The sequence below is a fragment of the Campylobacter sp. US53 genome, assembly GCF_004378995.1.
Classification (GTDB): Bacteria; Campylobacterota; Campylobacteria; order Campylobacterales; family Campylobacteraceae; genus Campylobacter_D; species Campylobacter_D jejuni.
Genome location: NZ_RYYH01000004.1, coordinates 41,578 through 56,191, shown reverse-complemented (window position 1 = coordinate 56,191; position 14,614 = coordinate 41,578). Strand labels below are relative to the sequence as shown.

Genomic DNA, 14,614 nt, shown 5'->3' with positions numbered 1-14,614 from the left:
AATTTATGAATTTCAATTAAAGAATAAAAATGAAGAAAAAGCCTCGTAAAGAGGCTTTATACTAAGAAATTAAAGTTTAGCTTCGTTTTTGCCAAGATATTCAGCCACGCCTTTAGGGTTAGCTTTCATACCTTCATCACCCTTATTCCATCCTGCAGGACAAACTTCACCATGCTCATTTGTAAAAAGCATAGTATCAACCATTCTTAACATTTCATCTATATTTCTACCTAGTGGTAAATCATTAACCACAGCATGGCGAACTGTTCCATCAGCATCAAGCAAGAACGAACCACGAAGGGCAACTGCTTCTGCATAAAGTACATCAAAATTTCTAGCAATCTGCTTAGTTAAGTCAGCAACAAGCGGAAATTTAACCTGACCAATACCACCTTGATTTACTGGAGTATTTTTCCAAGCAAAATGTGAAAATTCATTATCTCCTGAAATTCCAATTACTTCAATGCCACGGTTTTTAAATTCTTGATATCTTTTGTCAAAAGCTATAATTTCTGAAGGACAAACAAAAGTAAAATCTTTTGGATAAAAGAATACTACCGCTCCTTTTGGACCTATATTTTTATAAAGATTAAAATCTTGAACAATTTCATTGTTTCCCAATACTGCTGGAGCAGTAAAATCTAAAGCTTTTTTAGTAACTATCATATTTTCTCCTAAATAATAAATTTTATTGATAACGAAATTATATCGTTTAAATCTTTATTTTTTTTTAAATATCTAAGAATAATATTAAAAATTTAAGAAAGTTATAATTATTATCAAATAATGTAAATTTTTGATTATCAAAATTTACCTTATTTAAGAATTTTATGCTAAAATCTTTTAAATCTTAATATTAAAAAGGAGAAAAAATGGCTGTAAAAATTACAGATATATGTATTGCTTGTGGTTCTTGTATTGATGAGTGTCCAGTGAGTGCTATCGTTGATGATGCTAACAATCCAGAAGGTGAAGATAGATATTATGTTTATGCAAACAAATGCGTTGAATGCGTAGGACATAATGATCAACCAGCTTGTGCCAGTGCTTGCCCAACAGATGGATGTATAGTTTGGAGTGCTGTAGAATCAGGACAACCAAGTCGTGATAATATTGGCGCTGATATGAGAAGTGGGGACACTCCAGTTTTTGCATAATTTTAAAAAATTAAAAAGCTAGAGATTCCTAGCTTTTTCTTTATAATTTAACTTTCTTTAAACAAATTCAAGTATAATTTTAAGCTTTATTAAAATAAGGAGTTATTACAAAGATGGAAAAAACTTTATCTATAATTAAACCTGATGCTGTTAAAAAAGGTGTTATAGGAAAAATTTTAGATCGTTTTGAAAGCAATGGATTAAGAATCGCTGCAATGAAAAAAGTTCAACTTAGTAAAGAGCAAGCTGAAAATTTTTATGCTGTTCATAAAGAAAGACCTTTTTTTAAAGACTTAGTTGAATTTATGATTAGCGGTCCTGTTGTTGTTTCTGTACTAGAAGGAGAAGGTGCTGTATTAAAAAATAGAGATTTAATGGGAGCGACAAATCCTAAAGAAGCTAAAGCAGGAACAATTAGAGCCGATTTTGCTGAGAGTATTGATGCTAATGCTGTTCATGGAAGTGACAGCTTGGAAAATGCAAAAATAGAAATTGATTTTTTCTTTAAACCAAATGAAATTTGCTAAATGAAAATCCCTTTTTCTAAGATTAATACAAAGGAATATCCTTTTAAACTTAATCTTGAAAATATGATTTTTGAGGGAAATTTAGTAAAAATAAATCCTAAGCTTGTTAAAATAAATGCTATTATGCAAGGTTTTATCTATAGACCTTGTGATAGTTGTGGAACTGAGTTAAAACTTGAAATTAAAGAAAATTTAGAACTTTTTGCAAGTGATGGTATTTTTAAAGATGAAGCAAACGAATTGAGCAATACTATAGAATTTTTCGATGGACATATTGATTTAATAGAAGTTGCTATCAGCGAGCTTGAAGCTTATTTAAGTGATTATTTTTATTGCATAAATTGCAATAATTAATTAAATTTTATAAAGGAGAAAAAATGGCAGTACCAAAGAGAAGAGTGAGCAAAACTCGTGCAGCTAAACGCAGAACTCACTATAAAGTTAGTCTTCCTATGCCTATAAAAGACAAAGATGGAAGCTACAAAATGCCTCACCGTGCGAATCCAACAACTAAGGAATATTAAAATCAATGATTAACATTGCCATTGATGCAATGGGTGGTGATTTTGGAGAAAAACCCATTATAGAAGGCGTTTTAAAGGCGCTAGAAGCAAAACCTTTTAACGCTATCTTAGTGGGAAATTCTAAAATTCTAAAACCTTTAATACCAAAAAAATTAGAACAATATATACAATACGAAGAAGCTAGTGAAATTTTTTCGATGAATGAAAATGCCACAGATGCTTTAAAAAATAAAGAAACAACCATATATAAAGCTATTAATTTATTAAAAGAAAAAAAAGTAGATGCTGTAGTTTCAGCGGGTCATAGTGGAGCAAGTATGTCTTTGGCTACCTTAAGGCTTGGAAGACTTAAAGGCATTTCAAGACCTGCTATTGCCACTTTAATGCCAAATATCATTAACAAAACTTTACTTTTGGATGTTGGAGCTAATACAGATTGTAAAGCTGAAAATTTATTTCAATTTGCCATAATGGGTGAAGTTTATGCTAGAGCAATCATGCAAATTCAAAAACCACGCCTTGCTTTACTTTCTAATGGTGAAGAAGAATGCAAAGGTAATGAACTTACCAAAGAAAGTCATCAGCTTATGAAAAAAATTCCAAATTTTATAGGTAATGCTGAAGGTAGAGATATTTTCAATGGTGAAATAGATGTTTTAGTCTGTGATGGTTTTGATGGAAATGTTATCTTAAAGGCTTGTGAAGGTGTGGCAACAGCTATTTTTCAACTTCTAAAAAACGAAGTAAAGCAATCTTTTATTTCTAAAATAGGTGCTTTACTCATGAAGCCATCTTTTAAAAAATTAAAAAAACACACAGATTGGCAAGAATATGGCGGAGCACCCCTTCTTGGAGTTAATGGCTGCGTGATCATAAGTCATGGAAAAAGCGATTCTAGAGCTATTAAAAATGCAATTTTTCAAGCTATAAATTTTAGCCAATCTCATATCAATGAACTTATAGAAAATGAACTTGGGAAATACAATGCTTAAAGCCAGTCTTAAAAGTATAGCTTCTTATATTCCAGAAAAAATTTTAAGCAATGCTGATCTTGAAAAAATGGTAGATACCACCGATGAATGGATCACTAGACGCACAGGTATTAAAGAAAGGCGCATTGCTAGTGAAAATGAAAATACTAGCGATTTGGGCACAAAAGCTGCATTAAAAGCCATAGAAAGAGCAAATTTAAAACCTGAAGATATTGATGCTATTCTTGTAGCCACTTTAAGTCCTGATTATTTTACTATGCCTTCAACCGCTTGTAAAATTGCTTCAAATTTAGGACTTGTAAATATTAGCGCTTTTGATATTTCAGCAGCTTGTTCTGGTTTTATCTATTTGCTTGAACAAGCTAAAGCCTTAGTAGAAAGTGGTTTGAAAAAAAATGTTTTAATCATAGGAGCTGAAAAAACAAGTTCAATTATGGATTACAATGACAGAAGTATTTGCATACTCTTTGGAGACGGTGCAGGTGCTGGAGTTGTAAGTTTGGATAATGAAAATCATATCCTTGATGTACATACTGCAAGCAATGGTAATTATGGAGATCTTTTAATGACTCAAAGATCGCAAAAATCAAGCCTATGTCAAACACTTTCTATGCAAATGAAAGGCAATGAAGTTTTTAAAATAGCAGTAAACACGCTTAGTAATGATGTTGTAGAAATTTTAACCAAAAATAACATTTTAGCACAAGAAATTGATCTTTTTATTCCTCATCAAGCTAATCTACGCATCATTAAAGCCGTCCAAGAAAAACTCAATCTAAGCGATGAAAAATGTGTGATCACTGTACAAAAATATGGCAATACTTCAGCTGCTTCTATACCTATGGCAATGAATGATGCCTATGAAGAAGGTCGGCTTAAAAAAGGGGATCTGATCTTGCTAGATGCTTTTGGCGGTGGTTTTACTTGGGGATCTGCACTTTTAAAATTTGGAGGAGAGAATTTTTAATTCTCTCTTAGCTTTCCAAAAGCTTGAATTTCTACCAAATAACCCTCTGCTAAAGCACTTCCTACACAAGCTCTAACAGGTTTAGGATAATTTTTAATCCAAGCATCATAAATTTCATTCATTGCATCAAAATCTTGCATATTATCTAACCAGATTTGAATTTGAATCAAATCTCCTTTGTTTGCACCTATTTTTTCAAACAAAGCATCAAGTTCTGCAAGCGCTTCTTTAGTTTGTTTTTTAATATCTCCGCTAGGTTCAAAAGCCACTTGTCCTGCAGTCTTAAAATATTTATCAAAAACAATAATTTGCGACATTCTATCGCACTCATCAAAACGCTTTATCATGCATATTTTCCTTGAAATTCTTTCATAAATTCACACAAGGTTTTTACCTGATCCAAATTAAGCGCATTATAAATACTTGCACGAATTCCTCCTAAAATTCTATGTCCTTTAAGTCCTATCATTCCAGCTTCTTCGGCTTCCTTTACAAAAAGAGACTCTAAATCTTTATTTTTAGCAATATTAAAACTCACATTCATTAAAGATCTATCCTTTTTATCTGCATGTCCTTTATAAAATCCATTACTTAAATCAATACACTCATAAAGCATAGCAGCTTTTTGAGAATTTTTCTCATGTGCTTTATCAAGTCCGCCTTGATTTAAAAGCCAATCCATTTCAAGATTAAACATATAAATAGCAAAGGTTGGAGGCGTGTTAAACAAGGACTGATTCTCAGCATGAGTCAAATAATTTAACATGCTAGGAATTTGTTTATTTTTAGATCTTTCTAACATATCTTTACGGATAAAAATACAACTTAAACCCGAAATTCCAGCATTTTTTTGCACTCCGCCATAAAAAAGAGCAATATTTGAAAAATCTACTTTTCTAGAAAAAAAATCACTCGATGCATCCACAATCAAAGGAGTTTTAGTTTTAGGATAATTTTGATATTGAGTGCCGTAAATAGTATTGTTAGAACAAATATAAGCATAATCAGCATTATCGCTAAATTCCACTCTAGGAATATGATTAAAATTACTTTCCTCGCTACTTGCTACGGTTTTAACATTGACACCTAAAATTTGTGCTTCTTTAATCGCTTTTTTTGTCCAAACTCCTGTATTTGCATATTCACAAACCCCATTTAAAGCTAAATTCATAGGAATCATAGCAAATTGCAAACTTGCTCCACCTTGTAAAAATAATACTTCATAATCATCATTTAACCCGTAAAGTTTTTTAGCTTTCTCTTGTGCTCCAAAATGCACTTCTTCAAATACTTTTGTGCGGTGAGAAATTTCCATTATAGAATAACCCCTACCCTGATAATCACAGAGTTCTTTTTGAGCTTGCTCTAAAATTTCTAAAGGTAAAGTCGATGGCCCTGCACTGAAATTAATTTTTCTCATAATTTATCCTTATAAAATTTTTGCTTCTTTTTGAGAAGTTTGAGAACTTAAAATAACGATATCATCACTCTTAAGATCTTCTAAATTTGCTATTTTACCATTTTTTCTGATACAAATAAACTTTTTGCTTTTATTAAAAAAATTCTCATGTTGCAAATAAGCATTTTGCAATTTATCTAATTTTAATTCATTATAACGCATTTGATTTGCCAGTAGATGATTTAATTGCTTTTCTATATTATGGCTTTGTTTTATTTTTTCATCTATTATTTTTGGCAAAGAATTAAATTTGAAAAATTTGCTTAAATTTAAAAGCAAATTTTCATAATTTTGTATTTTATGATTCCAAAGTTGCATTAATTTTTCTTCCATTAAATCCAAACTTTGCTCTATATCCAGCTTAGAATAAAACAAAGTATCTATAGCAGCTGAGGGCGTTGGAGCTCTAAAATCTGCAACAAAATCACTAATAACATAATCAATCTCATGTCCTATGGCTGAAATAATAGGAGTTTTTGCTTTAAAAATCTCTCTTGCTAAATTTTCATCATTAAAACAAAAAAGATCTTCCCTGCTTCCTCCACCACGTGCTATAATAAGAACATCTAAATCCATATCATCGGCTTTTTTTAAAGCTTGTATAAGAGAAAAAGGAGCATTATTTCCTTGAGTTAAAGCATCAAAAATATAAATTTTTGCCAAAAAATATTCTTTTTGATGAATAAGTTTTAGCATATCTTGCAAAGCAGCAGAAGTTTTTGAAGTGATAATGCCTACTTTTTTAGGAAATTTTGGCAAAGATTTTTTAAAGCGTGGATCAAAAAGTCCTTCTTTTTGCAAACGCTCTTTTAAAGCCAAAAACTGTGCCTCCAAATCCCCAAAACCTGCTTTTTTCATACTAGTAGCGATAAATTGATAACGACCGCTTTCAGGATATAAACTCACACTTCCACAAAGCTCTAAAAAATCCCCCACCGCTGGTTTAAACGCGACTTTTAAATTAGCTCCTTTAAACATAGCACAAGCAATGCTTGATCTTTCATCTTTTAAATCAAAATACCAATGCCCTGAACCATGTAAAGTAATTTTTGAAATTTCTCCACTTAAAACTATATCATCAAAATGTGTTTCTAATAAAGCCTTTGCCTTAAGATTTAATTCTGTTGGTGTCATAGTTTTTTTGCTATAAACATTGAACTCACGCCAAAGCTAAAACTTTTATAATCAAGCATTTCAAAACCAGCATTTTTAAGTTCCAAGATGAACTCTTCCTTACTTAAAAATCCCTCAATAGAGTTTGGCAAATACTCATAAGCACTTTTATTTTTACTGATTATCCCACCTATACTTGGTAAAATATTTTTAAGATAAAAATCTCTACAAGCTGCTATAAATCCACCCTTTTCTCTTTTTGTAAATTCCAAAACTACCAAAATACCATCTTTTTGAAGTACTCTAGCAAATTCACTTAAGGCTTTTTGTCTTTCTACAACATTGCGAATGCCATAACTAATGCTTAAAATATCTAAACTTTGACTTTCTAAAGGTAAATTTTGCGCCCCTGCTTCTATAAATTCGACATTTGGAAATTTTTCTTTTGCAACATTTAGCATGCCACTACTTGGATCAATACCTTTAATATTTAAAATATTTTTTTCCATTTTTAAAGCACTCTCTTGCCAAATCTCTATCATATCCCCTGTGCCACAGGCAATATCAGCGATTTTTAAATCTTTTTTTAAATACAAACTCATCACTCTTTGACAAGCTTTTTTGCGCCACGCTACATCAGCTCCAAAGCTTAAAATTCTATTTGCCTTATCATAAGTAGGTGCAATTTGATTAAACATTTCTATAATTTTTTCTTGTTTTTGCATTTTTATCCTTTGTAAATTTTCAAATTTTTACTTGATTTTTTAAGCAATTTGCAAAATTTATTTTTATTATTGATTATTTTCGAAAAAATATTTTTATCCCTATCTTTGCAATATTTTTCATAAAGTTTGTTTAAATTTTTTATCTCTAAAAAACGATAAAAATATTCTAAAAATATTGCCAATTCAAAAAAACTATTTTCAAAAAGCTCTAAATCAAAATTTTTTAGTATATTTTTTCTAAATAAAATAATTTTTTTTCTAAGTTCTAACGCAACAAGTTGTTTAAAAAACCTATCTTTGCAATCGCCTTCATAAAAAGAATTTTCCTTTATGAAAAAATCAAAATCATTAAACAAATCTTGGATTTTTTCATCGCTTAAAAATAGCAATAAATCTTGATTTGAATTTTCACTTGCTAAAATATCTTGAGTTTTTTTCGTTATATCTTTAAACTTTAAAGCCAAAATATTACTCAAATTTTTATCTAAAATAGTATTCATGCTTGATAAAACTATATACAAGCTTCTTGAATAAAATAAAAATTCGCATAAACTTTGCTTATCTTTTCTCTCTAAAGATAAAGTCCAATAAAATTTTAATTTTTTAAATAAATAAAATAAAAAAATTCTAAATCCATCATAAGCATTAATATAATTTGGAAAATCCAAGCTAAAATTCTGATTTTTTTCTATAATTTTAAAACATTTCTCTATATCAAAATTTTGATATTCAAAACCATATAAAACAATATGTTTAGAATTTAAATCATGATGTAATTCTTTTTGAATTTTAAAATCTTTAGGAATTTTAAATTCATTGGAACTATCCAAAGTTGGAAAAAATATTTTTAAAATACAAATTTTAGGCTCTTCATAAATATCAATATAACTTTTTAAAGAGCAAAATTTAAATTCGAAGCGTTCTTTTTTAATACTCTTTCCTATAATCTTTTTTCGAGCTTTTTCAAATTTTTTTTTAGAAATTTTCTCTTCTTGATTCTGTTCTAAAATTGAATTATTAAATTTTGTAATTTTATAAAATTCATTGCAAAAACTTTGAAATTTAACACTATGATTTGAAGTTATTTGAGTATAAAAAGTTTCAAATTTAGAATTTCGAAAAGGTATATTATCTTTTTTTAAATTCTCTAAAAGAGTGCAATCAGATAGTAAAAAGTTTTTTTGAATTTCATAAACCATTAAAATAACCCTTAAAATATATGGGTTATTTTAACCTTATTTTGCTTAATGACACTTTTTGCAACTATCAACATAAGCACAAACAGACAGATGATTGACGAAATTGCCTATCTTTTTTTCTAAATGCTCTTGATATTCATAAAGCTTAGCATCTTTAAAACTTAAATCCTCTATACCACCACATTTGGCGCAAACAACATGAATATGTTCTTCTTCATAAATATCGTAACAAGTTTTTTGATTTAAAACATTGATTTCAACAACTAAACCTTGTTCTTGTAAAGTATTAAGATTTTTATAAACCGTCGCTAAAGAGATTGAAGGGTATTCTTTTTTAATTTCTGTATATAATTCATCAATATTAGGATGCTCATGTCTTTTTAAAATTTTTAAAACACATAGTCTTTGCGGAGTAGCTTTTAACTCATGTTTTTTAAGCATTTGTAGTAATTCCATTTTATTTATTCCTTGCTTTTTTAAGTAAAAATAATAATAAAATTTTTATTAAAAGAAGTTTATATTAAATAATATTTTTTATTATTTAATGATAAAATTTTAAAACTTTCGTCAACAAACTATTGACATCTTTTTCTAGATTTTTTTCCACCTCACTTGTTTTTCCATGTTCAATAAATTTGTCTTCATATTCAAAGCTAACAACTTTTACATGCAAATCATATTTTTGTAAAAAATTATTAATTAAACTTTCTATACCGCCAATTTTAACATTTTCACTAAAAATAAACCAAATTTTACTTTTTTTAGCAAGCTCACACAAAAGCTCTTCATCTAAAGGTTTAGCAAAAATTAAATCAATCAAATTAGCATTATTATTCATTTCTTGCAAGGCTCTTAAGACTTGCCACGCTTTTGCCACACCTTGTCCATAACCTAAAAAAGCAATTTCACTATTATTTTTTACAAGCCATTGTGCCTTACCAAGTTTTATCTCACAAGGATTAAATTCTTTATCCAAAATAAAACTCCCTCTAGGATAACGAAAAGCAATAGGTCCTTGATGTAAATAAGCATACTCCATTATATTTTGCATCATTTGTTCATCTCTTGGGGCTAAAAGAGTGAAATTTGGCAAAGGAGCTAAAAAACTAAGATCAAAAACACCTTGATGCGTCTCCCCATCTTCGCCTACTATCCCTGCTCTATCCATAGCAAAAACCACATTTAAATTCATAATCGCACAATCATGGATCACTTGATCATAAGCACGCTGCAAAAAGGTGCTATATATTGTAATAAAAGGTTTAAATCCTTCTTTTGCCATAGCGGCCATAGAAGTTACTGCATGCTGTTCTGCAATAGCCACATCCCAAAAACGATTTGGATATTTTTCTATAAGCTTATCAAGACCTGTTCCACTTGGCATAGCCGCCGTAACCCCAACAATATTTTCATATTTTGAGGCTAAATCAAGCAAATTCTTAGAAAAAATTTCAGTAGCAGATTTTTTAGTATCACTTTTTTTAACACTCTCTCCACTATCTATATCAAAGGCTCCCACCCCGTGCCATTTAGCATGTTTTCCTTCAGCTAAAGCATAGCCTTTACCCTTTATGGTTTGAGCATGTATCACACAAGGCTTTTGCATAGCTTTTGCTTGTTTTAATGCAGAAATAATTTCACCTAAATTATGTCCATCAATAGGCCCTATATATTCAAGCCCTAATTCTTCAAACAAAAGCCCAGGAGTAATAAGTTTAAAACTCTCTTCAAAACGCTTAGCCATATAAGTAGCACTATCAGGCAATATATCCAACATTTTAGCAATACGCTTTTTAAAACTTTGATAAAACTGCGTTGCCATAGCCTGAGAAAGATACTTTGAAATTGCTCCAATTGGTTTTGAGATACTCATTTCATTATCATTTAAAAGTATTACGCAAGGAAATTTAGAATCACCCAATTCATTTAAAGCCTCATAGGCCATACCCGCACTTAAAGCACCATCTCCAATCAAAGCAACAGGAATACGCTTTTCACCCTTTAAAGCAATGGCCTTACAAGCACCTACTGCCAAAGAAATAGAGGTGCTAGAATGCCCTGCTACAAAATAATCTCCCTCGCTAGGTTTTGTATAACCACTTAGACCATTGATTTGTCTTAAAGTATCAAATATTTCTTCTTTTCCGCTTAAAAGCTTGTGTGTATAAGACTGATGCGACACATCAAAAATAAAAGGATCTTTTTTTGCATCAAAAACCAAATGCATTGCTATACTAAGTTCTACAGCACCCAAATTTGAACTTAAATGCCCACCATTTTTACTCACAACTTGTATGATTTTTTCACGCATAGATACTGCTAAATTTTCTAATTCTTTTAAACTTAGCTTTTCTAACTCTTCTTGAGTATGGGCAAATTTTTTACTCATTATTCACCATTTTTTTAATTTTAGTTAGACGAGAGTTAAGATTGGATTCTATATTGCCTGCGTCACTTATAATAACAACACTTCCTTTGCTAATTGCATCATCAAGACTTATTTTAATATGAGCATTCTGATCAAATTGCTCTTTTAAATACTCATAATCCTCTGCATTAACCTTAAGCTCAATTGCACTAGCACCCTTAAGCTCGCCGATTAAATCTTTGGCCAAAGCATAAGCTATCTTACTTGAATTTAGTTCAAGCTCTTTTAAGATTACTTCTTTAGCGATATCTATAGCAGTATCTGCTAATTCTTTCTCATTTTTTTCTATGAAATTTTCAAGATTTTCGCAAGCATTATCGAGTTTGGCTATACTTTTTAAATACTTATCTTTAAAATCACTCAATTCCTTTTGAAATTCTTCTTTTGCTTTCTCATAACCTTCTTTGGCAAATTTTTCTTTAGCATTTTCAAGTTCTGAATTTAAGCGGTTATTAAATTCATTCTCTTGGCTTTCTATTTGCATTTGAAGTTTAATAATATTGCTTGACATTTCATCTGTTTTTTTAAGCAAATCTTCAACAAAGCTTGGTTGAAATGTTGGAATTTGAGTTTCCATAACAGCTTGCGTAGGGGCAATGGCTTGATTTTCTTCGACTGGTTTTTCATCATTTAAAGATATATTAGCATTTTCTTCATCTGGAGTTTGAGTATGTTTTTTTTCACCTGTATGATTATCAAATTCTGAAATAACTTTAAAACGATATCCTTCAACAACATGCTGATCAGAAGCCCCACCAGAAATTACATTGCTACGATTAACCATCTCTCACCTACTCTATCATTTCATCCGCATCGCCTGTTTGAACAAGACCTTGTTCTGCAAGTTTTTGCACCACTTCAACAACCTTTCTTTGCGCATCTTCAACATCTTTAACACGCACAGCACCCAAAAAACCCATTTCTTCAAGAAAAGCTTCGCTTGCACGCGTAGACATATTGGCTAAGAATTTTTGCTTTAACTCTTCACTTGCACCTTTTAAACCTATCATTAAATCACGCTTATCGGCTACTTTTAAAATTTCTCTTATAGCTTGAGTGCTAAGTTTTTGTATATCATCGAAAGTAAACATAAGCTCTTTAATAGTCTCTGCTAAGCGTTCATCACTTTGTTCAATATAAGTAATGGTTGATTTGCTTGCTTTTTGACCCAAACGATTAAGCACTTCTGCTACCGCTCTTGGGCCGCCCACTTCAACCTTATAAGAGGTAAGACTTTCAAGCTTGCTTTCTAACACTGCAGAAACTCTTTTAATAATACTTGGAGAAATATCGCCAAGATTTGCCATTCTTATAACCACCTCAGCCCTTAATTCATCACTAAAATACTCTAAAGTTTCTGCCGCATGAATAGAATCCATGTGTGCCAAAATAAGAGCGATGGTTTGTGGGTGCTCTTTGGTAATAAAGTCTGCAAGTTGCTGTGGTTTAATTTGTGCCAAATAAGCAAAATTTTGATTATTCTCCATACTTTTAGTAAGTTTTTCAAGAATTTTATTTGCAATCTCTGGCCCAAAAGTACGAAAAAGTATTTCTTTAGCATATTCCAAACCACCACTTTTAATATATTGATTTGATTGAAGCAGAGTGTAAAATTCTTCTAAAACCGCAGTAGCTACAGATCTATCAACATTTTTAGCCATAGCAATATAACGTGAAATTTCTGTAATTACATCAATTTCCATATGTGAAAACACAGAAGTTGTTGCATCTTCGCCAAGTTGTATAAGAAATATCGCTACCTTCTCAGGCATCGATAAATCATCATAGACCATTTTTTGTTCTTCACTTAGCTTTATCATCACATATCCTTTTCGCCAAATTCGCTATCATTTTGAATTAAGTTTTGCAAAAGTGCAGCAATTTCCTCACTTTTATCACTTACCAAACCACGCAATTTTTCAAGTAAAACCTCATACTGGATAGAATCTTCATTGAAGTTATCCCCAAAACCAAGTTGTTCTTCAACTTTCTTCCTTGCTGCATTCATTTTTTCCAAAGTATCTTCAACATCATCTAAAACAGCATTTGGACCTTGCTGCATTTCTTCTTGCGCTGCGACATCTTCAAGCATTTTTTGAGTAAATGGAGCAATGACTTTTTTGTAAAAAATAAAAAGTAAAATCGCTGCAATAAAATACTTAACCGGCGGAATAAATGGCTCAACAAAACGATTGTAAAAAGTTTTAACTTTACTCTCAACTCTAATCGACTCACGATGAAATGGCAAATTTTGCACTACAACACTATCACCTCTAGTAGCGCTAAAATTAATAGTATTTTTAACTATACTCTCAACACTTGCAAGCTCTTCTTTAGTCAATGGGACATATTCACTTTTCACATCCCCATTTTCATCAACCACATCTTGATATTTTCCATCTATAGTAACAGCTGCTGAAGTGCGTAAAACTGTTGCAAATTGTTTTTTGGTATTTGTGATAGTTTTAGAAAGTTCATTATTTGTAGTAACTTGATTTTTTTTATAAGTGTCAATTTGACCTTTATTGTCAAGTCCTTCAACAGGACCTATATTAGAAACAGCACCTGGAACACCCTGAATTTCTGGATCTTTTCTACCTGTTCTTTCTTCGTTTAAAGTCTGCTCACTACGCACTATAGGATTTGGATCATAAATTTCACTTTGAGATTCTTGCTTGGAAAAATCAAAATCTATATTTACACTCACTTTTACTTTATCCATACCACCTGCAAAAGGAGCTAAATTTTCTATAATCTTATCTTCTAAAGCTTTTTCTTGATCACTTTTAAATTTAATTTGCGCACGAACTAAGTCATCTTCATATGCTTCTTGCTCATCTAAAGGCACACCACTTTGATCACTAATCTTAACATTTTCTTTAGTAAGTTTTGGAACTGCCGCTGAAACAATATTTTTTATACCATCAATTTGTTTTCTAGTAAGCTTTAAGCCTTCGCGAACATTAACAACAACTGAAGCTGTAGGCGGAATTTGCCTTTCAGTAAAAACACTATCTTTAGGAAATGCTATGTGTACAACAGCGCTACGAATAGGTTCTAAAGTCTCAATAGTTCTTGCAAGTTCGCCTTCTATGGCTCTTTGGTATTTTACCTTTTGCTCTTCATTTGTAGCTCCAAAAGCTTGAGTATCAAAAGCTTCAAAACCCACGCGACTATCTTTTATAAGACCTTCGCTTGCAATAAACATTCTTTGACGATAAACCTGATCTTGTGGAACTAAAATTTTATTTTCACTTTCTAATTTATAGGGAATATTATTTTGTTCAAGTTTAGCTACAATTGCAGCAGAAGAACTTGGGCTTACATTTTCAACTAAAACTGCATATCCATTATTTGCATTACTACCACTTCCACGAAATAAAGCTAAAAAAACCAAAAACCCAACCACTACTACAATAGATGCAGCAATCACTATACGCTGCTTGCGAGTTAAATTTTGATAAAGTTGCCCAATTTGATGAAGCATATTTTTAAAATCCATTAATTCTCATCCCTTAGTTTA

At 30.9% G+C, this 14,614-nt stretch carries 17 protein-coding genes; 6 read left to right on the top strand and 11 right to left on the bottom strand.

Annotated elements, in window-relative coordinates; translation table 11 throughout:
- Positions 1 to 69: 69 nt before the first annotated feature.
- Positions 70 to 666, bottom strand: coding sequence for a peroxiredoxin (locus ELQ05_RS04215; RefSeq protein ID WP_002854219.1), 597 nt, complete (start codon positions 664 to 666; stop codon positions 70 to 72).
- Between the two features lie 206 nt (positions 667 to 872).
- On the opposite strand from ELQ05_RS04215, the gene ELQ05_RS04210 reads away from it, so the two are divergent.
- The 6 genes from ELQ05_RS04210 to ELQ05_RS04185 all read left to right on the top strand — a co-directional run bounded on the left by ELQ05_RS04210 (position 873) and on the right by ELQ05_RS04185 (position 4,167).
- Positions 873 to 1,157, top strand: coding sequence for a DUF362 domain-containing protein (locus tag ELQ05_RS04210; protein ID WP_002854354.1), 285 nt, complete (start codon positions 873 to 875; stop codon positions 1,155 to 1,157).
- 113 nt (positions 1,158 to 1,270) lie between these two features.
- Positions 1,271 to 1,684: a nucleoside-diphosphate kinase gene (gene ndk, locus ELQ05_RS04205; RefSeq protein ID WP_002854376.1), complete on the top strand. Its 414-nt coding sequence runs from the start codon at positions 1,271 to 1,273 to the stop codon at positions 1,682 to 1,684.
- A complete protein-coding gene (locus tag ELQ05_RS04200) occupies positions 1,685 to 2,038 on the top strand; it encodes a hypothetical protein (protein ID WP_070316715.1) in 354 nt (117 codons plus the stop codon).
- Positions 2,039 to 2,061: 23 nt separating this feature from the next.
- The gene (rpmF, locus tag ELQ05_RS04195) at positions 2,062 to 2,208 is read left to right on the top strand and encodes a 50S ribosomal protein L32 (RefSeq protein ID WP_002858674.1); all 147 of its coding nucleotides are present in this window, start codon (positions 2,062 to 2,064) and stop codon (positions 2,206 to 2,208) included.
- Between the two features lie 5 nt (positions 2,209 to 2,213).
- Positions 2,214 to 3,200 (top strand): phosphate acyltransferase PlsX, encoded by a 987-nt coding sequence (gene plsX, locus ELQ05_RS04190; protein WP_002854249.1) that lies wholly within the window; start codon positions 2,214 to 2,216, stop codon positions 3,198 to 3,200.
- On the top strand, positions 3,193 to 4,167 hold the full coding sequence (locus ELQ05_RS04185; protein ID WP_070316714.1) for a beta-ketoacyl-ACP synthase III: 975 nt from the start codon (positions 3,193 to 3,195) through the stop codon (positions 4,165 to 4,167). The genes plsX and ELQ05_RS04185 overlap by 8 nt, the downstream gene beginning before the upstream one ends.
- Here the strand turns inward: ELQ05_RS04185 and ELQ05_RS04180 are convergent.
- The 10 genes from ELQ05_RS04180 to fliF all read right to left on the bottom strand — a co-directional run bounded on the left by ELQ05_RS04180 (position 4,164) and on the right by fliF (position 14,593).
- A complete protein-coding gene (locus ELQ05_RS04180; protein WP_070316713.1) occupies positions 4,164 to 4,514 on the bottom strand; it encodes a RidA family protein in 351 nt (116 codons plus the stop codon). The two genes, ELQ05_RS04185 and ELQ05_RS04180, sit on opposite strands and share 4 nt — an antisense overlap.
- The gene (serC, locus tag ELQ05_RS04175; protein WP_134239963.1) at positions 4,511 to 5,587 is read right to left on the bottom strand and encodes a phosphoserine transaminase; all 1,077 of its coding nucleotides are present in this window, start codon (positions 5,585 to 5,587) and stop codon (positions 4,511 to 4,513) included. The genes ELQ05_RS04180 and serC overlap by 4 nt, the downstream gene beginning before the upstream one ends.
- Positions 5,588 to 5,596: 9 nt before the next feature.
- Entirely contained in the window at positions 5,597 to 6,760 is a 1,164-nt protein-coding gene (gene xseA / locus ELQ05_RS04170) for an exodeoxyribonuclease VII large subunit (protein ID WP_044305779.1), read from the bottom strand.
- Entirely contained in the window at positions 6,757 to 7,464 is a 708-nt protein-coding gene (ubiE, locus tag ELQ05_RS04165; protein WP_002872421.1) for a bifunctional demethylmenaquinone methyltransferase/2-methoxy-6-polyprenyl-1,4-benzoquinol methylase UbiE, read from the bottom strand. Before ubiE ends, xseA begins: the two co-directional genes overlap by 4 nt.
- Before the next feature lie 2 nt (positions 7,465 to 7,466).
- Positions 7,467 to 8,663: a hypothetical protein gene (locus tag ELQ05_RS04160; protein ID WP_002892855.1), complete on the bottom strand. Its 1,197-nt coding sequence runs from the start codon at positions 8,661 to 8,663 to the stop codon at positions 7,467 to 7,469.
- A 45-nt stretch (positions 8,664 to 8,708) separates the two neighbouring features.
- Positions 8,709 to 9,119 (bottom strand): peroxide-responsive transcriptional repressor PerR, encoded by a 411-nt coding sequence (gene perR, locus ELQ05_RS04155; RefSeq protein WP_134239962.1) that lies wholly within the window; start codon positions 9,117 to 9,119, stop codon positions 8,709 to 8,711.
- An 85-nt stretch (positions 9,120 to 9,204) separates the two neighbouring features.
- Positions 9,205 to 11,052 carry a 1-deoxy-D-xylulose-5-phosphate synthase gene (dxs, locus tag ELQ05_RS04150; protein WP_070316710.1) on the bottom strand — a complete coding sequence of 616 codons (1,848 nt, stop codon included), beginning with the start codon at positions 11,050 to 11,052 and terminating at the stop codon, positions 9,205 to 9,207.
- Positions 11,045 to 11,875: a flagellar assembly protein FliH gene (gene fliH / locus ELQ05_RS04145; protein ID WP_002876898.1), complete on the bottom strand. Its 831-nt coding sequence runs from the start codon at positions 11,873 to 11,875 to the stop codon at positions 11,045 to 11,047. The genes dxs and fliH overlap by 8 nt, the downstream gene beginning before the upstream one ends.
- A gap of 7 nt (positions 11,876 to 11,882) precedes the next feature.
- Positions 11,883 to 12,911 carry a flagellar motor switch protein FliG gene (gene fliG / locus ELQ05_RS04140; RefSeq protein ID WP_002854670.1) on the bottom strand — a complete coding sequence of 343 codons (1,029 nt, stop codon included), beginning with the start codon at positions 12,909 to 12,911 and terminating at the stop codon, positions 11,883 to 11,885.
- The gene (gene fliF, locus ELQ05_RS04135; RefSeq protein ID WP_070316709.1) at positions 12,911 to 14,593 is read right to left on the bottom strand and encodes a flagellar basal-body MS-ring/collar protein FliF; all 1,683 of its coding nucleotides are present in this window, start codon (positions 14,591 to 14,593) and stop codon (positions 12,911 to 12,913) included. The genes fliG and fliF overlap by 1 nt, the downstream gene beginning before the upstream one ends.
- Positions 14,594 to 14,614 lie beyond the last annotated feature (21 nt).

What these genes read in the sequence shown, in the direction of transcription:
- fliG (WP_002854670.1), bottom strand. Translation starts at nt 12,911, where the DNA reads ATGATAAAGCTAAGTGAAGAACAAAAAATGGTCTATGATGATTTATCG.
- ELQ05_RS04210 (WP_002854354.1), top strand. Translation starts at nt 873, where the DNA reads ATGGCTGTAAAAATTACAGATATATGTATTGCTTGTGGTTCTTGTATT.
- perR (WP_134239962.1), bottom strand. Translation starts at nt 9,119, where the DNA reads ATGGAATTACTACAAATGCTTAAAAAACATGAGTTAAAAGCTACTCCG.
- rpmF (WP_002858674.1), top strand. Translation starts at nt 2,062, where the DNA reads ATGGCAGTACCAAAGAGAAGAGTGAGCAAAACTCGTGCAGCTAAACGC.
- ELQ05_RS04200 (WP_070316715.1), top strand. Translation starts at nt 1,685, where the DNA reads ATGAAAATCCCTTTTTCTAAGATTAATACAAAGGAATATCCTTTTAAA.
- ubiE (WP_002872421.1), bottom strand. Translation starts at nt 7,464, where the DNA reads ATGCAAAAACAAGAAAAAATTATAGAAATGTTTAATCAAATTGCACCT.
- ndk (WP_002854376.1), top strand. Translation starts at nt 1,271, where the DNA reads ATGGAAAAAACTTTATCTATAATTAAACCTGATGCTGTTAAAAAAGGT.
- serC (WP_134239963.1), bottom strand. Translation starts at nt 5,587, where the DNA reads ATGAGAAAAATTAATTTCAGTGCAGGGCCATCGACTTTACCTTTAGAA.
- plsX (WP_002854249.1), top strand. Translation starts at nt 2,214, where the DNA reads ATGATTAACATTGCCATTGATGCAATGGGTGGTGATTTTGGAGAAAAA.
- xseA (WP_044305779.1), bottom strand. Translation starts at nt 6,760, where the DNA reads ATGACACCAACAGAATTAAATCTTAAGGCAAAGGCTTTATTAGAAACA.
- ELQ05_RS04160 (WP_002892855.1), bottom strand. Translation starts at nt 8,663, where the DNA reads ATGGTTTATGAAATTCAAAAAAACTTTTTACTATCTGATTGCACTCTT.
- fliH (WP_002876898.1), bottom strand. Translation starts at nt 11,875, where the DNA reads ATGGTTAATCGTAGCAATGTAATTTCTGGTGGGGCTTCTGATCAGCAT.
- ELQ05_RS04180 (WP_070316713.1), bottom strand. Translation starts at nt 4,514, where the DNA reads ATGATAAAGCGTTTTGATGAGTGCGATAGAATGTCGCAAATTATTGTT.
- ELQ05_RS04215 (WP_002854219.1), bottom strand. Translation starts at nt 666, where the DNA reads ATGATAGTTACTAAAAAAGCTTTAGATTTTACTGCTCCAGCAGTATTG.
- fliF (WP_070316709.1), bottom strand. Translation starts at nt 14,593, where the DNA reads ATGGATTTTAAAAATATGCTTCATCAAATTGGGCAACTTTATCAAAAT.
- ELQ05_RS04185 (WP_070316714.1), top strand. Translation starts at nt 3,193, where the DNA reads ATGCTTAAAGCCAGTCTTAAAAGTATAGCTTCTTATATTCCAGAAAAA.
- dxs (WP_070316710.1), bottom strand. Translation starts at nt 11,052, where the DNA reads ATGAGTAAAAAATTTGCCCATACTCAAGAAGAGTTAGAAAAGCTAAGT.